General features: G+C 63.4%; 16 protein-coding genes. 9 read left to right on the plus strand and 7 right to left on the minus strand.

All coding sequences use genetic code 11. The annotated features are described in order from the left end of the window. Positions 1 to 2: 2 nt before the first annotated feature. A complete protein-coding gene (locus MKD49_RS02825) occupies positions 3 to 641 on the minus strand; it encodes a carbonic anhydrase (protein WP_034338314.1) in 639 nt (212 codons plus the stop codon). Positions 642 to 940: 299 nt separating this feature from the next. Between MKD49_RS02825 and MKD49_RS02830 the strand changes: the two genes are divergently transcribed. The 3 genes from MKD49_RS02830 to MKD49_RS02840 are packed head-to-tail and all read left to right on the plus strand — an operon-like array spanning position 941 to position 2,669. Beyond that, positions 941 to 1,609 carry a CsgG/HfaB family protein gene (locus tag MKD49_RS02830; RefSeq protein WP_204725811.1) on the plus strand — a complete coding sequence of 223 codons (669 nt, stop codon included), beginning with the start codon at positions 941 to 943 and terminating at the stop codon, positions 1,607 to 1,609. Between the two features lie 29 nt (positions 1,610 to 1,638). Beyond that, positions 1,639 to 2,010 (plus strand): DUF4810 domain-containing protein, encoded by a 372-nt coding sequence (locus MKD49_RS02835; RefSeq protein WP_034338340.1) that lies wholly within the window; start codon positions 1,639 to 1,641, stop codon positions 2,008 to 2,010. Beyond that, complete coding sequence (locus tag MKD49_RS02840; RefSeq protein WP_252695395.1) at positions 2,007 to 2,669, plus strand: DUF799 domain-containing protein; 663 nt, start codon at positions 2,007 to 2,009, stop codon at positions 2,667 to 2,669. The genes MKD49_RS02835 and MKD49_RS02840 overlap by 4 nt, the downstream gene beginning before the upstream one ends. Positions 2,670 to 2,809: 140 nt before the next feature. Here MKD49_RS02840 and MKD49_RS02845 read toward each other — a convergent pair whose 3' ends face one another. The 4 genes from MKD49_RS02845 to MKD49_RS02860 form a co-directional block, all read right to left on the minus strand. After that, positions 2,810 to 4,141 carry a sigma-54 dependent transcriptional regulator gene (locus MKD49_RS02845; RefSeq protein ID WP_252695396.1) on the minus strand — a complete coding sequence of 444 codons (1,332 nt, stop codon included), beginning with the start codon at positions 4,139 to 4,141 and terminating at the stop codon, positions 2,810 to 2,812. Next, positions 4,134 to 5,954 (minus strand): ATP-binding protein, encoded by a 1,821-nt coding sequence (locus tag MKD49_RS02850; RefSeq protein WP_252695397.1) that lies wholly within the window; start codon positions 5,952 to 5,954, stop codon positions 4,134 to 4,136. The genes MKD49_RS02845 and MKD49_RS02850 overlap by 8 nt, the downstream gene beginning before the upstream one ends. 108 nt (positions 5,955 to 6,062) lie before the next feature. After that, positions 6,063 to 7,454, minus strand: coding sequence for an MFS family transporter (locus tag MKD49_RS02855; protein WP_209584231.1), 1,392 nt, complete (start codon positions 7,452 to 7,454; stop codon positions 6,063 to 6,065). Positions 7,455 to 7,878: 424 nt separating this feature from the next. Beyond that, positions 7,879 to 10,191: an NADP-dependent malic enzyme gene (locus MKD49_RS02860; protein ID WP_121045199.1), complete on the minus strand. Its 2,313-nt coding sequence runs from the start codon at positions 10,189 to 10,191 to the stop codon at positions 7,879 to 7,881. 402 nt (positions 10,192 to 10,593) lie between these two features. Between MKD49_RS02860 and thiL the strand changes: the two genes are divergently transcribed. From thiL to MKD49_RS02875, 3 genes are all read left to right on the plus strand, one after another. Continuing rightward, the gene (gene thiL, locus MKD49_RS02865) at positions 10,594 to 11,559 is read left to right on the plus strand and encodes a thiamine-phosphate kinase (RefSeq protein WP_204725814.1); all 966 of its coding nucleotides are present in this window, start codon (positions 10,594 to 10,596) and stop codon (positions 11,557 to 11,559) included. Next, a complete protein-coding gene (locus MKD49_RS02870) occupies positions 11,556 to 12,101 on the plus strand; it encodes a phosphatidylglycerophosphatase A (RefSeq protein WP_039784543.1) in 546 nt (181 codons plus the stop codon). Before thiL ends, MKD49_RS02870 begins: the two co-directional genes overlap by 4 nt. Positions 12,102 to 12,240: 139 nt before the next feature. Further along, complete coding sequence (locus tag MKD49_RS02875; protein WP_088754874.1) at positions 12,241 to 12,723, plus strand: CinA family protein; 483 nt, start codon at positions 12,241 to 12,243, stop codon at positions 12,721 to 12,723. A 73-nt stretch (positions 12,724 to 12,796) separates the two neighbouring features. Here MKD49_RS02875 and pyrF read toward each other — a convergent pair whose 3' ends face one another. Next, on the minus strand, positions 12,797 to 13,615 hold the full coding sequence (gene pyrF, locus MKD49_RS02880; RefSeq protein WP_121045205.1) for an orotidine-5'-phosphate decarboxylase: 819 nt from the start codon (positions 13,613 to 13,615) through the stop codon (positions 12,797 to 12,799). Positions 13,616 to 13,780: 165 nt separating this feature from the next. Here pyrF and MKD49_RS02885 point away from each other — a divergent pair, with 165 nt between their 5' ends. From MKD49_RS02885 to MKD49_RS02895, 3 genes are read left to right on the plus strand one after another with little or no spacing between them, the layout of a single operon-like run. After that, positions 13,781 to 14,374 (plus strand): LemA family protein, encoded by a 594-nt coding sequence (locus tag MKD49_RS02885; RefSeq protein ID WP_039784541.1) that lies wholly within the window; start codon positions 13,781 to 13,783, stop codon positions 14,372 to 14,374. A 21-nt stretch (positions 14,375 to 14,395) separates the two neighbouring features. Next, complete coding sequence (locus MKD49_RS02890) at positions 14,396 to 15,256, plus strand: YgcG family protein (protein WP_252695398.1); 861 nt, start codon at positions 14,396 to 14,398, stop codon at positions 15,254 to 15,256. 1 nt (position 15,257) lies between these two features. After that, positions 15,258 to 15,791 carry a TPM domain-containing protein gene (locus MKD49_RS02895; protein ID WP_252695399.1) on the plus strand — a complete coding sequence of 178 codons (534 nt, stop codon included), beginning with the start codon at positions 15,258 to 15,260 and terminating at the stop codon, positions 15,789 to 15,791. Between the two features lie 307 nt (positions 15,792 to 16,098). Here MKD49_RS02895 and dacB read toward each other — a convergent pair whose 3' ends face one another. Then, on the minus strand, positions 16,099 to 17,547 hold the full coding sequence (gene dacB / locus MKD49_RS02900; protein WP_252695400.1) for a D-alanyl-D-alanine carboxypeptidase/D-alanyl-D-alanine-endopeptidase: 1,449 nt from the start codon (positions 17,545 to 17,547) through the stop codon (positions 16,099 to 16,101). Positions 17,548 to 17,647 lie beyond the last annotated feature (100 nt).

Consider the following 17,647-nt stretch of genomic DNA (forward strand, 5'->3'; position numbering starts at 1 on the left):
GGTCAATCGTTGCTGCTGGCTGCCGGATGCTGGGCCAGCGGCACGAAGGTATTGGTCGCCGTATCGTGCGCCAGGATGGACCCGCTCTCGATGTCGTAGACCCAGCCATGCAGCCCCAGCCGGCCCTGTGCCAGCGCCACGGCCACCGAGGGATGGGTGCGGATGTTGTTCAGTTGCGCAATCACGTTCTCGCGCACCATGCCGTCGATGCGGTCCTTTTCGGTTTCGTGGTGGCGCGACTCGTTGATCATCCGGGCGGCATCGGTGTGATGCAGCCAGTTGCGCACGGCCGGCATGTGGTCCAGGCAGGCGCAGGTAGCCACGGCCGTCATGGCGCCGCAATCGGAGTGGCCGCAGATGACGATGTCCGACACCTTCAGCTGGGCCACCGCGTATTCCACCGTGGCGCTCACGCCGCCCGGCTCCGGACCGAAGGACGGCACGATGTTGCCGGCATTGCGGATGACGAACAGGTCGCCCGGTTCGCGCTGGGTCACCAGCTCGGGCACCATGCGACTGTCGGAACAGGAAATGAACAGGGTGGTGGGCGTCTGGCCGTTGGCCAGGCTCTTGAACAGTTCTTTGCGGGAAGGGAAGACATCCTGCTGGAAACGCAGGAAGCCATTGATGATGTCGCGCATGTGGGGAATAGCCTTGATTCTTGATGAAGATGGACGCCAGGCGTCCGCGTGAGGCGGATGATATCACCCGCCATCATGCGGGCCCGCACGGACCGTGATCAGCATGATCAGGGATCTGCTTTTCCGTTAAATTTCATCAAGCAATAGCGATTTTTCTACATCTTTTCCTCTTGTCTGCTGATAAAATTGCCGAATCGAAACTTGCCCGCACGCAATGTGCGACACTTTCGAGCGCATCAACATGAATCGAAGGGCAGTCGGGCTGCCCTTGTCGACATCAACAATTCGGGGAAAAGACTATGTTTAGCAGGTATGTCACGACCGTGGCGGTAGTTGCCATGGTGACGGCGCTGGGGGGTTGCGCCACGGAGAATTCACGCAGTCTGCCGGTGGCCCAGGTGGCCAGCGCGCAGCAGGCCTATCAGGGAGCGCGCAGCCCGATCGCCGTCGGCAAGTTCGACAACCGTTCCAGCTATCTGCGCGGCATCTTCTCGGATGGCGTGGACCGTCTGGGCGGCCAGGCCAAGACCATCCTGATCACCCATCTGCAGCAGAGCAACCGCTTCTCCGTGATGGACCGTGACAACATGGGCGAGCTGGCGCAGGAAGCCAAGCTGAACAAGCAGACCCAAGCCCTCAAGGGCGCCAACTACGTGGTCACCGGTGACGTCACCGAGTTCGGCCGCAAGGAAACCGGCGACCGCCAGCTGTTCGGCATCCTTGGCCGTGGCAAGTCGCAGGTGGCCTATGCCAAGGTCGCCCTGAACATCGTGGACGTGAACACCTCGCAGGTGGTGTACTCGGCGCAAGGCGCAGGCGAATACAGCCTGGACAACCGCGAGATCGTCGGTTTCGGCGGCACCGCCAGCTACGACTCCACGCTCAATGGCAAGGTGCTTGACCTGGCCATCCGCGAAGCGGTGCAGAACCTGGTGACCGGTATCGATTCCGGCGCATGGAAGCCCTGAGCCCCTCCCACGAACGCAAGAGACCGACCATGATGAACAAGAAACTCGCTGCCGGGTTCGCCCTCGGCCTGGCGCTGGCCCTCTCCGGCTGCGCCAATCACCAGCAGAAATCCCTCTATGGCTGGGGCAATTACCAGGACCAGCTGTACGAACACTTCAAGACCGAAGGCAACGGCAATGCCGCCGAAATCGCCGCACTTGAAGAGAACCTGCAGAAGATGCGCGCCAACAACGACGCCGTGCCCCCAGGCTACCACGCCCACCTGGGCATGCTGTACGCCTCCATCGGCAAGGAAGACCAGCTGATCCAGGAGCTGCAGACCGAGAAGACGCTGTTCCCGGAATCGGCGCCTTACATGGACTTCCTGATGCGCAACTACAAAAAGGGATTGAGCAAATGATGCTGAACAAACTCAAGGCGCTTGGCGCCCTACTGCTGGCATTGCTGGCTGCGGGTTGCGCCACCAAGCAAAAGCCGTATGACTATGCCGAGTTCAAGGCGGCGCGTCCGGCCTCGATCCTGGTATTGCCGCCGATGAACAGTTCTTCCGAAGTCATCGCCCCCTACGGCATGCTGGCGCAGGCCACCCAGCCGCTGGCCGAATCGGGCTACTACGTGATCCCGGTGTCGCTGGCCAGCGAGACCTTCAAGCAGAACGGCCTGGCCAACGCGGCCGACATTCACGAGGTGCCGGTCAAGAAGCTGCGTGAGATCTTCGGCGCCGACGCCGGGCTCTACATCAACATCACCGACTATGGCACCTCCTACAAGGTGGTGCAGAGCGATACGGTGGTGTCGGCTGACGCCAAGCTGGTCGACCTGCGTTCCGGCAAGACCCTGTGGCAGGGTTCGGCCAGCGCCTCCAGCGCGGAAGGTCGTCAGAACCAGAACAATGGTCTGCTGGGTGTACTGCTCTCGGCCGTGGTCAACCAGATCATCAGCACCACCACCGACGCCAGCTACAAGATGGCCAGCGTGACCAGCAACCGCCTGCTGCGTGCCGGTGGCAACAACGGCCTGCTGTATGGCCCGCGTTCGCCGCAATACCAGAAGGACTGAGCAGGACCCTGCTCGCAGTGCCTGCGTACGCAAGCACTGCTCAAGAGCACAAACGCCGCTGCGGATCATCACCGCAGCGGCGTTTTTTCATCTGCGCACAGGCTCACCTGAAGAAAAGACGCGCACGCACGCCCACGCCATCAAGCACCGGCCAACTGATATTTGCGGATCTTGTCGTAGAGCGTCTTTTTCGGAATGCCCAGCCGGTCGGCTGCCTGCGCCACGCTGCCTTGGCTGTCCCTCAAGGCGGCTGCAATCAGCCCGGCCTCGAACTGTTCCACCTGTTCCGGCAAGGATTGCGACAAGGACACCGGCGCTCCGCCGGTGGCGATCTGCTCCACCCCCAACACCCAGCGATCCGCAAAATTGCGCAATTCGCGCACATTGCCCGGCCATTCGCGCTGCTGCCACTGCTGCATCTGGGCCGCCGTCCACGGCGGCACCTCGCGCCGGTAGCGTATCGATGCGGCCTGGCAGAAGTGCGCCAGCAACAGCGGAATATCACTGCTGCGCTGGTTCAGGGCCGGCAGGTCGATACAGACCACGCCGATGCGGTAATACAGGTCCTCGCGGAATTGCCCGTCGGCCGACAGCTTGAGCAGGTCAGCCTTGCTGGCCGCCACCACGCGGCAATCGATGGCCACCGATTCATTACCCCCCAGCCGTTCCAGACGCCGCTCCTGCAGTACGCGCAACAGCTTGACCTGCAGGGCCAGCGGCATGCTTTCGATTTCATCCAGGAACAGCGTGCCGCCGTTGGCATATTCCAGCTTGCCGATGCGGCGCTTCTGGGCACCGGTAAAGGCCCCCGCTTCATGGCCGAAGATCTCGCTCTCGAACACCGTCTCCGGCAAGGCCCCACAGTTCAGGGCCACGAATGGTCCCTTGCGGCCACTGGCGGCGTGCAGCTGGCGCGCCACCACTTCCTTGCCGCTGCCGGTCTGACCATTGATGAGCACATCCACATCGGCCGGCCCCAGGCTACGAATCAGCGTGCGCACCCGCTCGATGGCCGGTGACTGGCCCACCAGCGGCGGCAGTTCGGGATCATGTGCCCAGGCTTCGCGCAAGCGACGGTTCTCCAGCACCAGGCTGCGCTTCTCCTGGGCCCGCAGGGCGATCTCCAACAGGCTGTCCGAGCCGAACGGTTTTTCCACGAAGTCATAGGCCCCGGCGCGCATCGCCTCGACCGCCATGCTGACATCGCCATGGCCGGTGACCACGATCACCGGCAAATCCGGATCGATGTGCATGACATGGGCCAGCACCTGCAAACCCGACCAGCCCGGCAGGCGCACGTCGGTCACCAGTACGCCGGGGAAATCCCGGGTCAGCAGCGGCAGCGCCTCTTCGGCACTGGCGCAGGCGGTCACCGTAAAACCTTCCAGCTCCAGGGCCTGGGCAGTGGCGCGGCGCACGGCCTGTTCATCTTCGATCAGCAAGGCGCTGGGGGCAGCGGCGGGGTTATCCATCAGATTCATTCTCCGTCTTCAACAGCGGCAGGCGCACCACGAATTCCGCGCCGCCCTGTTCATGATTATGTGCGCTCAACTGGCCATTCATGGCCTGGACGATGGACGAGGAAATCGCCAGCCCCAGTCCCAACCCCTTGCTCGACGACTTGGTCGTGAAGAAAGGCTCGAACAGGTGCGGCACTACCTCATCGGCGATGCCGGCACCGGAATCGCGGATGCGCAGCACCGCCTGCTGGCGCTCTGCGTCGACCTCCAGGATCACGCAGACGCACTTGCGAGGCGCTTCTTCCACCGCATCGAGCGCATTGCGCAAGAGATTGACGATGACCTGCTCGGTGCGCACGGCGTCGCCGGTCACATGCACAGCCAGCGGCATGGCGATGTGCGTCTCGACCTCTTGCTTCTCGAAGTCGCTGGACAGCAGCCGTAGCGATGCCTCCACCGCGTGGCGCAAGTCGACGGCCGCCACGGCTTGCCCGCTCTTGCGTGCAAACCCCTTCAGTTGGCCGATGATCTTGCCCATGCTGGCACTGGCGTGGCTGATGTGTTCCAGGTTCTCGGCCACCTGCGCGTTCTGGCCGCGTGCCAGAAACTTCACCGAGTTGTCGGCGAAGGCGCGGATGGCGGCCAGCGGCTGGTTCAGTTCATGCGTCATCCCGGCGGCCATCTGGCCCAGCATGGCCAGTTTGCCAGCCTGCACCAGTTCGTCCTGGGTGGTGCGCAACAGGCTCTCGGTCTGCTGCAGCTTGGCGTACTTGGCGGCGATGGCCTGGTTGGCCGCAGTCAGTTCCTGGGTGCGCTGGGCGATCTTCTGGTCCAGTTCCTCGGCGGCGCGGCGCAAGGCGTTGCGCGAGGCCAGCCGCTCCTGCAGGCGGCGCCGGTGCTGGTACCAGGCCAGCAGCGAGATGGCCAGCGCCACCATGAAGAGCGCGGCCGCCATGGCCGAGAGCATGGCCGAACGCTGCATGCGCGCCTGCGAGGGAAACAGCATCAACTGCCATCCCAGCCGCCCCACCGGCCGCGATACATGCGTACCGAAGCCGCGCTGCAAAGCCGGCGGCAAGGTCGAGACCGGCGTGATGGGCAGGTCCGCATACTGATGGGTTCGCTCCAGCTCACGCTGCACCGGCGCGCTCAGGGCTTGCAGGCTGTGGTACTTCCATTCGGGCCGGTTGCTGAGGAACACCACGCCGCCGGCATCGGTGAGCGTGATCGGATCGCTGCTGCTGCGCCAGGTATGTTCGAACTCGGCCAGGTCCACCTTGACCACCATCACCCCGATGGGCAGGTCACCCTCGGCCTGGTCCTGGCGGCGATAGATGGGCTGGGCGATGAAATAGCCCGGCTCGCTGGAGATGTTGCCGATGCCGTAGAACCGTCCCGCCCGGCCCTGGATGGCTTCGCGGAAGTAAGGACGAAAACCGAAGTCGCGGCCGACGTAACTGAATTCTTCATCCCAGTTGCTGGAAGCCAGCGTCATACCCTGGCGGTTGAGCATGAAGATATTGACCGCGCGCGACTGCTGCTGGATGGTCTTGAACGCGCGATTGAGCCGATCCACCGACAGCGCATCCTCGGGATGCTGCAAGACCTGCCGCACATCGGACTGGAAGCCCAAGGCAAAGGGCAAAGCTTCATATTTCTGCAGGATCGATTCCAGGTCCAGCGCGGCGATCTGCAATTGCGCGGCGGCCTGATTCTGCTGATCGCTCTCGGCGCGCCCCAGCGCGATGCGATAGGTCAGCCCGCAGACCAGCAAGGTGGCCGCCAGGAAGAGGGTCAGGATCAGCAGGTTTCGTCGCGCGCGCATGAAGGATAGGGTCAAAAGCAGCGCGGCGCCCCGCAGGGCGCCGCGTTGGAGGCGTCATGATAACGCGCCGCGCGCCACCGCAGGCAGCCGCGCGCGGGCCAGCACCGATCAGGCTGGCTTGTGCAGCTTGCCGGAAGCGGCATCGGCCTCGCCGTGCTCATCGTCCGGGTTCATGGCGACATCACCCTTGAGGTGGCCGTCACGTTGCGGGTCCGGCATGCGCAGGCTGATGATCAGCGCCACCAGGCACAGTGCGCTCACGTACCAGTAGAAGGCCGATTCCACGCCCGCCGACTTCAGCGACAGCGCCACAAATTCAGCCGAACCACCGAAGATGGCGTTACCAACCGCATACGACAGGCCCACGCCCAGGGCGCGCACTTCAGGCGGGAACATCTCGGCCTTGATCAGGCCGCTGATGGAGGTGTAGAAGCTGACGATGGTCAGGGCCAGGATGGCCAGGGCCATGGCCACGCCGGGGCTGGAAACGTCCTTGAGGAAGTGCAGGATCGGGAAGGTGCCGACCATGCCGAAGAAGGCGAAGCACAGCATGGAGTTGCGGCGGCCGATCTTGTCGGAGATGGCACCGAAGATCGGTTGCAGGATCATGTAGACGAACAGCGCGCCGGTCATGACGCCGTTGGCGACCTTGGGGTCCATGCCGGCGGTGTTGACCAGGTACTTCTGCATGTAGGTGGTGAAGGTGTAGAACATCAGCGAGCCGCCGGCGGTGAAGCCCACCACGTTCAGGAAGGCGCGCTTGTGCTGCAGCAAGCCCTTGAGGGTACCGGCTTCCTTCTTCTTGCGGGCACCGGCCGAGGAGGTCTCGGCCAGCGAGCTGCGCAGGTACATCGCCACCAGCGCACCGACCGCGCCCAGCACGAAGGGAATGCGCCAGCCCCAGGCCATCAGCTCGGCCTTGGTCAGCCACTGCTGCATGGCGAACAGCACCAGCACGGCCAGCAACTGCCCGCCGATCAGGGTCACGTACTGGAAGGAGGCGAAGAAGCCACGGCGGCCATTGGGCGCCACTTCACTCATGTAGGTGGCCGAGGTGCCGTATTCACCGCCCACCGACAGGCCCTGGAACAGCCGCGCCAGCAGCAGCAACGCCGGTGCCCAGGCGCCGATGGTGGCGTAGGTCGGCAGCACGGCCACGGCCAGCGAGCCGCCGCACATCATCAGCACCGAGATCAGCATGGAGGTCTTGCGGCCGTGCTTGTCGGCAATGCGGCCAAACAGCCAGCCGCCGATGGGACGCATCAGGAAACCGGCGGCAAATACGCCCGCCGTGTTCAGCAACTGGCTGGTGGCGTCACCCTTGGGGAAGAAGGCCGGCGCGAAGTAGATCGCACAGAAGGAATAAACGTAGAAGTCGAACCATTCCACCAGGTTGCCGGAGGAGGCGCCAAGGATGGCGAAGATACGCTTGCGGTATTCGGTGGCGCTCAAGGGCGTGCTGGTGGTGCTGGGCGCGCTGCTTTGCGGGGTGACACTCATGGAGATCTCCTGTTATGGCCACAGGCCCGTCCGATGGACGCGACGTGCGGCGGGTCATCTTGCTTTGATTGAACCGGAACAAGGCATAACGCAGAGGCCAGCGGGACCAGGCGCGTGAAGACGATGCAAGAGCGCATCAGGTGTCTGTCTCCGTGTTTGCTTTTTTGTTTTGATGTTCATATTGCAGGCTTCGTGCCAGCACGAAAAGCTGGGCAATCAGATCGCAAGCCATTGATTGCAAACGGTTTTATAAAGATCAGCCAAAAAGAACCCGCCAAGCCGGTGCGGATTCCCGGAATGCTGCTGCGCGGCATGTCCGGGAATCCAGCCAGGCGCGCAATGAAAAGCGGCGCATGTCTTTCGACATGCGCCGTTTTCAAGGTCTTGCGGTCTTTACGGTCTTGCGATCCGACCGAGGCTGCGATCAGCGTTCGGACAAGGCATCCATGACGCACAGGGCCGTCATGTTGATGATGCGGCGTACCGTCGCCGACGGCGTCAGTATATGAACCGGCTTGGCGCAACCCAGCAGGATCGGGCCAATGGCCACACCGTTGCCCGATGCAGTCTTGAGCAGGTTGTAGGCGATGTTGGCGGCATCGATGTTGGGCATGACCAGCAGGTTGGCGTCACCCTTCAACGGCGAATCCGGGATCACCGCATTCAAGAGCTTGGAATCGAGCGCGGTATCGCCGTGCATTTCGCCATCGACTTCCAGGTCCGGCGCGATCTCGCGGAGGATCGCGAGGGCTTCGCGCATCTTGCGGGCCGATTCGCTGTTGCTGGAACCGAAGTTCGAGTGCGACAGCAGTGCAGCACGCGGATGCAGGCCGAAACGGCGCATTTCCTCCGCGGCCAGCATGGTGATCTCAGCCAGCTCGCGGGCGTTGGGGTTTTCGTTGACGTGGGTGTCCACCATCACCAGCTGGCGATTGGGCAGGATCACCGCATTCATCGCGGCATAAACGTTCACGCCTTCACGCTTGCCCAGCACCTGGTCGATGTAGTGCAGGTGCAGCTGGGTGGTGCCGTAGGTGCCGCAGATCATGCCGTCGGCATCGCCCTTGTGGATGGCCATGGAGCCGATCAGGGTATGACGGCGGCGCATTTCCAGCTTGGCGTACTGCTCGGTGACACCCTTGCGGCGCGACATCTCCAGGAAGCTCTGCCAGTAATCGCGGTAGCGGTTGTCGAAGTTGGGGTTGATGACCTCGAAGTCGGTGCCGGCACGCAGGCGCAGGCCGAACTTCTTGATGCGCTGTTCCAGCACCTCCGGACGGCCCACCAGGATGGGCTTGGCCAGGTTTTCATCGACGATCACCTGGACCGCACGCAGCACGCGCTCTTCTTCACCTTCGGCGTAGACGATGCGCTTCTTGGCCTCGGCGGCCTTCTTGGCGACCTGGAAGATCGGGCGCATGAAGGTACCGCTGTGGTAGACGAACTGTTCCAGCTTCTCGATGTAGGCATCCATGTCCTGGATCGGACGGGCCGCCACGCCGGAGCTTTCGGCTGCACGCGCCACGGCCGGCGCGATCTTGATCATCAAGCGCGGGTCGAAGGGCTTGGGAATGATGTATTCCGGGCCGAAGGACAGGTTGGCGATGCCATAGGTCGAGGCCACGATATCGGACTGCTCGGCTTGGGCCAGCTCGGCGATGGCGTGGACGGTGGCGATCTCCATCTCGCGGGTAATGGTGGTGGCACCCGAATCGAGCGCGCCGCGGAAGATGTAAGGGAAGCACAGCACGTTGTTGACCTGGTTCGGATAATCCGAACGGCCGGTGGCGATGATGGCGTCGTCACGCACGGCCATCACTTCTTCCGGCAGGATTTCCGGGGTCGGGTTGGCCAGTGCCAGCACCAGCGGACGGGCCGCCATCTGCTTGACCATCTCGGGCTTCAACACGCCGGCAGCGGACAGGCCCAGGAAGATGTCGGCCTCCGGGATCACTTCGGCCAGGGTGCGGGCGTCGGTTTCGCGGGCGAAACGTTCCTTGTCCGGGTCCATCAGTTCCTTGCGGCCCTTGTAGACCACGCCGGCCAGGTCGGTGACGAAGATGTTTTCGATCGGGAAGCCGAGGTCGACGATCAGGTCCAGGCAGGCCAGCGCCGCTGCGCCCGCGCCGGAGACCACCAGCTTGACGTTCTTGATGTCCTTGTTGACGACCTTCAGGCCGTTCAGGATGGCCGCGCCGACGATGATGGCGGTACCGTGCTGGTCATCGTGGAAGACCGGGATCTTCATCTTCTCGCGCAGCTTGCGCTCGATGTAGAAGCACTCCGGTGCCTTGATGTCTTCCAGGTTGATGCCGCCGAAGGTCGGCTCCAGGGCCGCGATGACGTCGATCAGCTTGTCCGGGTCGGTTTCATTGATTTCGATGTCGAAGACGTCGATGCCGGCGAACTTCTTGAACAGCACGCCCTTGCCTTCCATCACCGGCTTGGAAGCCAACGCACCGATGTTGCCCAGGCCCAGCACGGCGGTACCGTTGGTGATCACGGCCACCAGGTTGCCACGGGCGGTGTAGCGGAAGGCGTTGAGCGGGTCGGCGACGATTTCTTCGCAGGCCGCCGCCACGCCCGGAGAATACGCGAGGGAGAGATCACGCTGGTTGGTCAGCAGCTTGGTGGGTGTGACCGCGATCTTGCCCGGGGTCGGAAACTCGTGGTAATCCAGCGCTGCCTGACGAAGTTGCTGACGCACTTCTTCTTTCTTACTGATCATCGAATCCATACTCTGTATTCTCTAGTTGACTTGCGAAGGGGGTCGATTCTAGCAGAGGTCGGCCTTCAATCATAGGCCGCCGGGCTCATGCTGCTCCGCGCAAAGCCTTTTCCGGACTGGCTTTGCGGCCTGTCACCCCAAACCCGTGATGACCGCGAACATGGCCTTTCCGGAGCCAGATGACGACCAGTTGTCGCCTGATGTGCGCAGTTGCGCGCAGCTTGATTTCCCGTACGAGAGGCTGACACCGCCCTTGACTATCCGGTATTGGGGAAAACCCCTATCCCTTCACTCGCCTCTCTTGCGTCCTGCCGTGACGCCACATCCAGGCAATTTGCGCTGCATCGCAACATGCGTCGTCGCCGGGATATTGTGCGCCTGAAGCCGTGACGGATTGGTTACAATCGCGCCATGCTTTCCGAATTCGAACTCATCGCGCGCTATTTCAGCCGCCCGCCCGCTCCTGACAGCCGCACGGCCTTGGGTGTGGGGGACGACTGCGCGCTGATGACACCGGCCCCGGGGATGCAGCTGGCCATTTCCAGCGACATGCTGGTGGCAGGCCGCCACTTCTTCCCGGATGCCGATCCCCTGCTGCTGGGCCACAAGTGCCTGGCCGTCAATCTCTCCGACCTGGCCGCCATGGGCGCGCAGCCGATCGCCTTCACGCTGGCCCTGGCCTTGCCGGAAGCCCGCGCTGACTGGCTGGCACCGTTCTCGCAAGGCATGCTGGCGCTGGCCGATGCCCATGGCTGCGAGCTCATCGGCGGCGACACCACCAAGGGCCCGCTGACCATCAGCATCACGGTCTTCGGTGAAGTGCCACCGTTACAGGCGCTGCGCCGCGATGCTGCCCGTGCGGGCGATGACATCTGGGTCTCCGGCACGCTGGGCGATGCCCGTCTGGCACTGGCCGGCTACCGCCAGGAATTCGACATCAACAGCGAAGCGCTGCAGCTGGCTGCCCCGCGCATGCATGCGCCTACCCCGCGCGTGGCGCTGGGTCTGGCCCTGCGCGGCATAGCCCATGCCGCCATCGACATCTCCGATGGCCTGGCGGGCGACCTCGGCCACATCCTCGATCGTTCCCATGTAGGGGCGACGCTGGACGTGGACGCCCTGCCGCCCGGCCCGGCCTTGCAGCAGCGCGACCTGCACCTGCGCCGCCGCTTTACCTTGTCCGGTGGCGACGATTACGAACTTTGCTTCACTGCCCCGGCGCGCCAGCGCGAGGCGGTCCTGAAGGCGGCCCAGTCCGCCGGCACCGCCGTCACCCGCATCGGCCAGATCGATGCGCAGGCCGGTCTGCGGCTGCTGGATGCCGCTGGTGAACCGCTGCAGGACACACCGGATTCCTTCGATCATTTCCGTTCATGAACCCAGCTTCTTCGCCCTTCCCGCCGCCGCCTTCGGCCTCTCCCCGCAAACGCAAGCCGACCCCGCACTTCATGCTGGCGCATCCGGCGCACTGGATCGCCCAGGGCTTCGGCAGCGGCCTCTCGCCCATCATGCCGGGCACGGCCGGAACGCTCTTCGCATGGCTGTCCTACGTGGTGCTGTCGACACGCTGGCCGCACGTCTTCACGGCGGCCAACTGGCTGGTGATCATTGCGGCTGGCTTCATCATCGGTATCTGGGCCTGCCATCGCACCGGGCAGGCGCTCAATTCGCCCGATGACGGCAGCATGGTGTGGGATGAGATCATCGCCTTCTGGCTGGTGCTGGTGCTGGTGATGCCGGCCAGCCTGAAGACGCAGTTCGCGGCTTTTGTGGTGTTCCGCTTCTTCGACATGGTCAAGCCGCCCCCGATCGCCTGGTTCGACCGGCGCTTCAAGGGCGGTTTCGGCGTGATGTGGGATGACATCGTGGCGGCCTTCTACACCTTGCTGGTGTTCGCGTTTTGGCGCACTTATTGGTAACGGGAAGTGAACAATCGGAGCTTGTCCGATACAACATTTCCTGACATCGGAGTATGCTAGTTCACGCACGTCGTTGATCAACCGACCGCAGCGCGCCCGCCACCCTGCGCTGACTGCGGCACAGCCGAGGATGACACTCATGGACAGCACCCTGGACCTGGCCACCCGCGTCGGCCACACCCTCAAAGCCAAAGGCCTGCTCCTGGCCACTGCAGAATCCTGTACCGGTGGCGGCATCGCCCACGCCATCACTGAAATCGCCGGATCCTCGGAATGGTTCGATTGCGGTTTCGTGACCTATTCGAATGCTTCCAAGAACGAATTGCTGGATATTTCCGAAGCCCTGATCGCCCAGCATGGCGCAGTCAGCGAGGAAATCGCCGGTGCCATGGCCGAAGGGGCGGTCGCCAACAGCAGCTCGGACGTGGCCGTCTCCACCACCGGCATCGCCGGCCCCGGCGGCGCAGTACCGGGCAAGCCGGTCGGCACCGTCTGCTTCGGCTGGCGCGTGGGCGACAAGACCTATACCGAACGCCTGGTCTTCAAGGGCGACCGCCAGCAGGTGCGGGCCCAGACCGTGGAACATTCGCTCAAGGGTTTGCTGAAGCTTCTGGCAGACTGAAGCGGCGAACATGAAGAAAAAGGCGGCGCTCCCATGGAGTCGCCGCCTTTTTCTTTATCTCTGCTTGCGCGGTTCAGCGGAAGCGGTTGATCTCGTCCCGCGTCTGGATGGCCACCCGGCGCGCCGCAGCGGCGAAATCTTCGCCCGCTTCCGGCTTGGCGTAGAGGATGGCACGTGAAGAATTGATCATCATGCCCGTACCCGAGGCCGTCTTGCCGGAGGTGACCGTCGCTTGCACGTCGCCCCCCTGGGCACCCACGCCCGGCACCAGCAGCGGCATGTCGCCGATGATGGCGCGCACCTGCGCCAGTTCGTGCGGGAAGGTGGCACCGACCACCAGGCCGCACTGGCCATTGGTATTCCACTTCTCGGCCACCAGGCGCGCCACGTGCTGGTACAGCGGCTTGCCATCGACTTCCAGGAATTGCAGGTCGGAACCGCCGGCGTTGGAGGTGCGGCACAGCACGATCACGCCGCGATCCTTCCATTCCAGATAGGGCGAGACCGAGTCCCAGCCCATGTAGGGGCTGACCGTGACGACGTCGGCGTCATAGCGCTCGAAGGCTTCGCGGGCATACTGCTCGGCAGTGGCGCCGATGTCGCCGCGCTTGGCATCGAGCACCAGCGGGATCTCGGGGTAGTTCGTGCGCAGGTAGGCGCAGATGCGCTCCAGCTGCTCTTCCGCGCCGAGGGCAGCGAAATAGGCGATCTGCGGCTTGAAGGCACAGGCGGCTTCGGCGGTGGCATCGATGATGGCGCGGCAGAATTCGAAGATCGCGTCCGGCTTGCCCTGCAGCTCGGCGGGGAATTTCTTGAGGTCGGGGTCCAGGCCGACGCACAGCAGGGAATTGCGCGAAGTCCACGCAGCGTTGAGTTTCTCGATGAATGTCACGGTGATGCCTTTAACTGAAAGATGCGCTATTGTAGCGCGCCGGCCTGCCCAGACCTCGATTTTTGACTGATGTTCAGGGTTTTTCGCGGAACATCGGGCACTTCAGCAGGTTTGTATGGTCTCATGCGCTCCCTTTGCTTCACTTTTTGCTACGAGGAAAACAACATGAAAAAACTCTTCGCCTGGCTGGCCATTGCCATGACGGCCCTCACCCTCTCCGGCTGCGGCTACAACGAATTCCAGGCCAAGGATGAAGCCACCAAGGCGGCTTGGGGCGAAGTGGTCAACCAGTACCAGCGCCGCGCCGACCTGATACCGAACCTGGTCAACACCGTCAAGGGCTATGCCTCGCACGAGAAGGACACCCTGGAAGCCGTCACCCGCGCCCGCGCTGCGGCCACAAGCTTCCAGATCACCCCGGAAGTGCTCAACGATCCCAAGGCCTTTGCCAAATTCCAGGAAGTACAGGGGCAACTGTCTTCGGCGCTGTCGCGCCTGATGGCAGTCTCCGAGAACTATCCTCAGTTGAAGGCCGACACCAGCTTCCGCGACCTGCAATCCCAGCTGGAAGGCACCGAAAACCGCATCACCGTAGCCCGCCAGCGCTATATTGCCGCTGTGAAGGATTACAACATCCTGGCGCGCAGCTTCCCCACCAACATCACGGCCAAGCTGTTCAGCTATGAAGTCAAACCCTCGTTCACGGTAGAAAACGAAAAAGCCATCTCGACCGCGCCCGCGGTCAACTTCGGCAAGTAAGCACAGGAGCCCCGATTGGCCATGCGCAAGCTGCTCCTGACCTGCTGGCTGCTGGCGTGGATCGCGCTGGCCACCCCGGCCCGTGCCGATGACGGCCTGGTGCCGGTGCCGCCGCTGTCGGCCCACGTGATCGACCAGGTCCACCTGCTGCAGCCGCAGCAGCGCCAGGCCCTTGAAGGCGTGCTGGCCGAGATCGAACAGCGCACCGGCAGCCAGATCGGCGTGTTGCTGATGTCCTCCACCGCGCCCGAAGCCATCGAGCAATACAGCATCCGCGTGGCCGAGGCCTGGAAGCTGGGCCGCAAGGGCGTCGATGACGGCGTGATCCTGATCGTCGCCAAGGACAATCCCAAATCCCTGCGCCGCCTGCGCATCGAAGCAGGGCGTGGGGTACAGGGCAGCCTCACCGATGCGCAATCCAAGCGCATCCTGGAAGACGTGATCGCCCCGCATTTCCGCCAGAACGATTTCTATGGCGGGCTGGCGGCGGGAGTGACGGCCATCACCACCTTGCTGGAACAGGAAAAGCTGCCACCGGCCAAGCGCTCGTCCAGTGCGGTACAGACCGATGATGGCGGCGGATGGATCACGCTGATGGTGATCGGGCTGTTCCTGGTCGTGTTCTTCACGGTATTGCTCAAGTCGCGCCGCAGCAGCCGCAATGCCCTCAACAGCAATGACTGGGGCCGCGGCGGCAGCACGACCGCCGGCGTCATCATCGGCAGCCTGGTCGACGAGGCCTTGCGCCAGGCCAGTTCCGGACGGGGCGGTTCGCGTTCGGGTGGCGGCGGCTTCGGTGGTGGATTTGGCGGATCATCCGGCGGCGGCTTCTCCGGCGGTGGCGGCACATTCGATGGCGGCGGTGCCTCGGGAGACTGGTGACATGGCGCACAACAACGCATCCCCTTCCCTGTTTGCGCGCCTGCTGCGCCACTTGCGCATGACGCGTGCGGCGGCACGGCGCATCTTTCCCTCTTCCACCCTCAAGGCGATCCAGGCCAGCATCGGCGAAGGTGAGCGGCAGCATCGCGCGCAAGTGCGCGTGATCGTCGAAGCCGCGCTCACTCTGGGCGCAGTGCGGCGCGGCGAAAGCGCCCGCCAGCGCGCGCATGAGCTGTTTTCGCATTACCGCATCTGGGATACCGAAGAAAACTGCGGCGTGCTGGTCTATCTCAACCTGGCCGACCGCAAGGTCGAAATCGTGGCTGATCGCGGCATCAACGCCTGCGTCACGCGGGAGCAATGGCAGCAGGTGTGCAAGCAGATGACTGCCGGATATGCCGCCGGCCAATACGAGGCCAGCACACTGCAGGCACTCGCCAGCCTGCATGCCATCCTGGCGAAGGTCTTGCCGCGCGACCCTGGGGGCCGCGACGAGCTGCACAACGAACTCTCGGACAAACCCTTGCTACTTTGATGCCATGAAAATACTGTTCTGGCTGGTGGCGCTTGCCGCACTGTTGCTGCTCCTGCGCATGATCATGCGCCGCGTGATGCCCCGTCCGCAGCCACCCGTGCATTATCGCGCTCCCGCCTATTACAGCAAGACACGCTATAGCTCACCGGGTGTTCCTGCAAGCAACGGCGCTGGCTGGGCGGGCGACGTCAGCAGCTCCGGCAGTGGCTCTGACGGAGGTAGCGGGGGCGATTGCGGCGGCGGGGACGGCGGCGGAGGGGGTGACGGCGGAGGCGGCGGCTGCGATTGAAGCCGCCCGTTCTTCATCTCAACCGTTTTCGTAGACCCACTGCAACAAGGCATCCTGCGCCTGCTGCCCATTCGGCGCAGCAGCGTGATTGATCAGGAACACCACTACATAGGTCTTGCCCGAGGCCGCCTGCACATAGCCCGCAATCGAACGCACGTCATTGAGCGTGCCCGTCTTGATGTGCGCCTGTCCGGCCACGCTTTGCGTCTTCAGGCGACGGCGCATGGTGCCGTCGTAACCGACCAGCGGCAGTGAAGACACGAACTCCGGCATCAGCGGCGAACGATAGGCCTGCACCAGCACGCTGGCCAGCAGCGCCGGTGTCACTCGCTCTACGCGCGAAAGACCGGCGCCGTTCTCGATGGCCAGGCCATTGGTATCGATGCCCTTGTCATTGAGCCAGCCGCGCACCGCGCGCGCGGCATTGACGGTGTCACCGGGCTGGCCGGTCATCTCCGCCCCCAGCGTCAGCAGCACCTGGCGCGCCATCACGTTGTTGCTGTACTTGTTGATGTCGCGGATGACTTCCGGCAACGGCGGCGACTGCACTTCCACCATCAGCCGCGCCGAAGGCGTGACCTGACCGTTGACCACACGCCCGGCAAAACTGCCGCCGAGGTCGGCCCACATTTGTACAAAACTCGCGCCTACATACTGCACATTATTCATGCGATACGGATGGACATACCACACGCGCGGCCCGCAGTCGGCGCTGTAGCTGCCGGTGAAACTGACGGCGTTGGGATCGTTGTTCATCTTCAGCTTGCCCTGCCAGTCGCCGCAGGGCTCCTGCGACAAGCGCGGCGGCGTGACCGTGATGCCGGCCATCGGTGGATCCATGCTCACGCTGACCACGCCATTGGCGGAATCCGGCTCAAAACGGAAAGCCTGGGTGCGGTAATTCATCAGCAGGGCATCGGGGCCGGCGTTGTATGGCTTTTGCGGATCGCCATCGAACTGCGAGGGGTCATAGCTGGACTCCGCAAAATACGTACGATCCAGCACCAGGTTGCCGCGAATGTCCTTGATGCCGCGTGCGCGCAGCTGGCGCAGGAACAGCCAGAAATTCTCCAGCACCAGCTTGGGATCGCCCCCGCCCTTGAGGATCAGGTCACCATTGAGCACGCCACCGGCAAGCGTGCCATCGATGTAGGCCTGGGTCTTCCAGGTATAGGTCGGCCCGAGGATTTCGAGCGCGGCATCCGTGGTCACCAGCTTCATCACGGAGGCCGGATTGAACGGCTGCCCGGTATTGTTGGCCGCCAGCATGCGCTTGCCGTTGTCGGCATCGACCACCACGACGCCGGTATTCTGCTGCGGAATATGGGCCACGCGCAGCGCCCCCACCACCGCAGGCGGCAAGCCCTGTGCATAGACGAGGGGGACGGCGCTGCTGGCCAGCAGCGCCAGCCACAACGAAGAAAGACCAAGCCGGGGAGACTTCACGAGACGGGGGAAGCGGAACATGATGGAGACGGAAATGAGGAGCAGGCATTATAAGGGGATGCATGACCGGCCGTCGGTGCAGCAGGCGGGGATGACGACATCGGCGCGTCACCTTGCCATG

The organism is Herbaspirillum sp. WGmk3 (assembly GCF_023952535.1).
Taxonomy (GTDB): Bacteria; Pseudomonadota; Gammaproteobacteria; order Burkholderiales; family Burkholderiaceae_D; genus Herbaspirillum; species Herbaspirillum huttiense.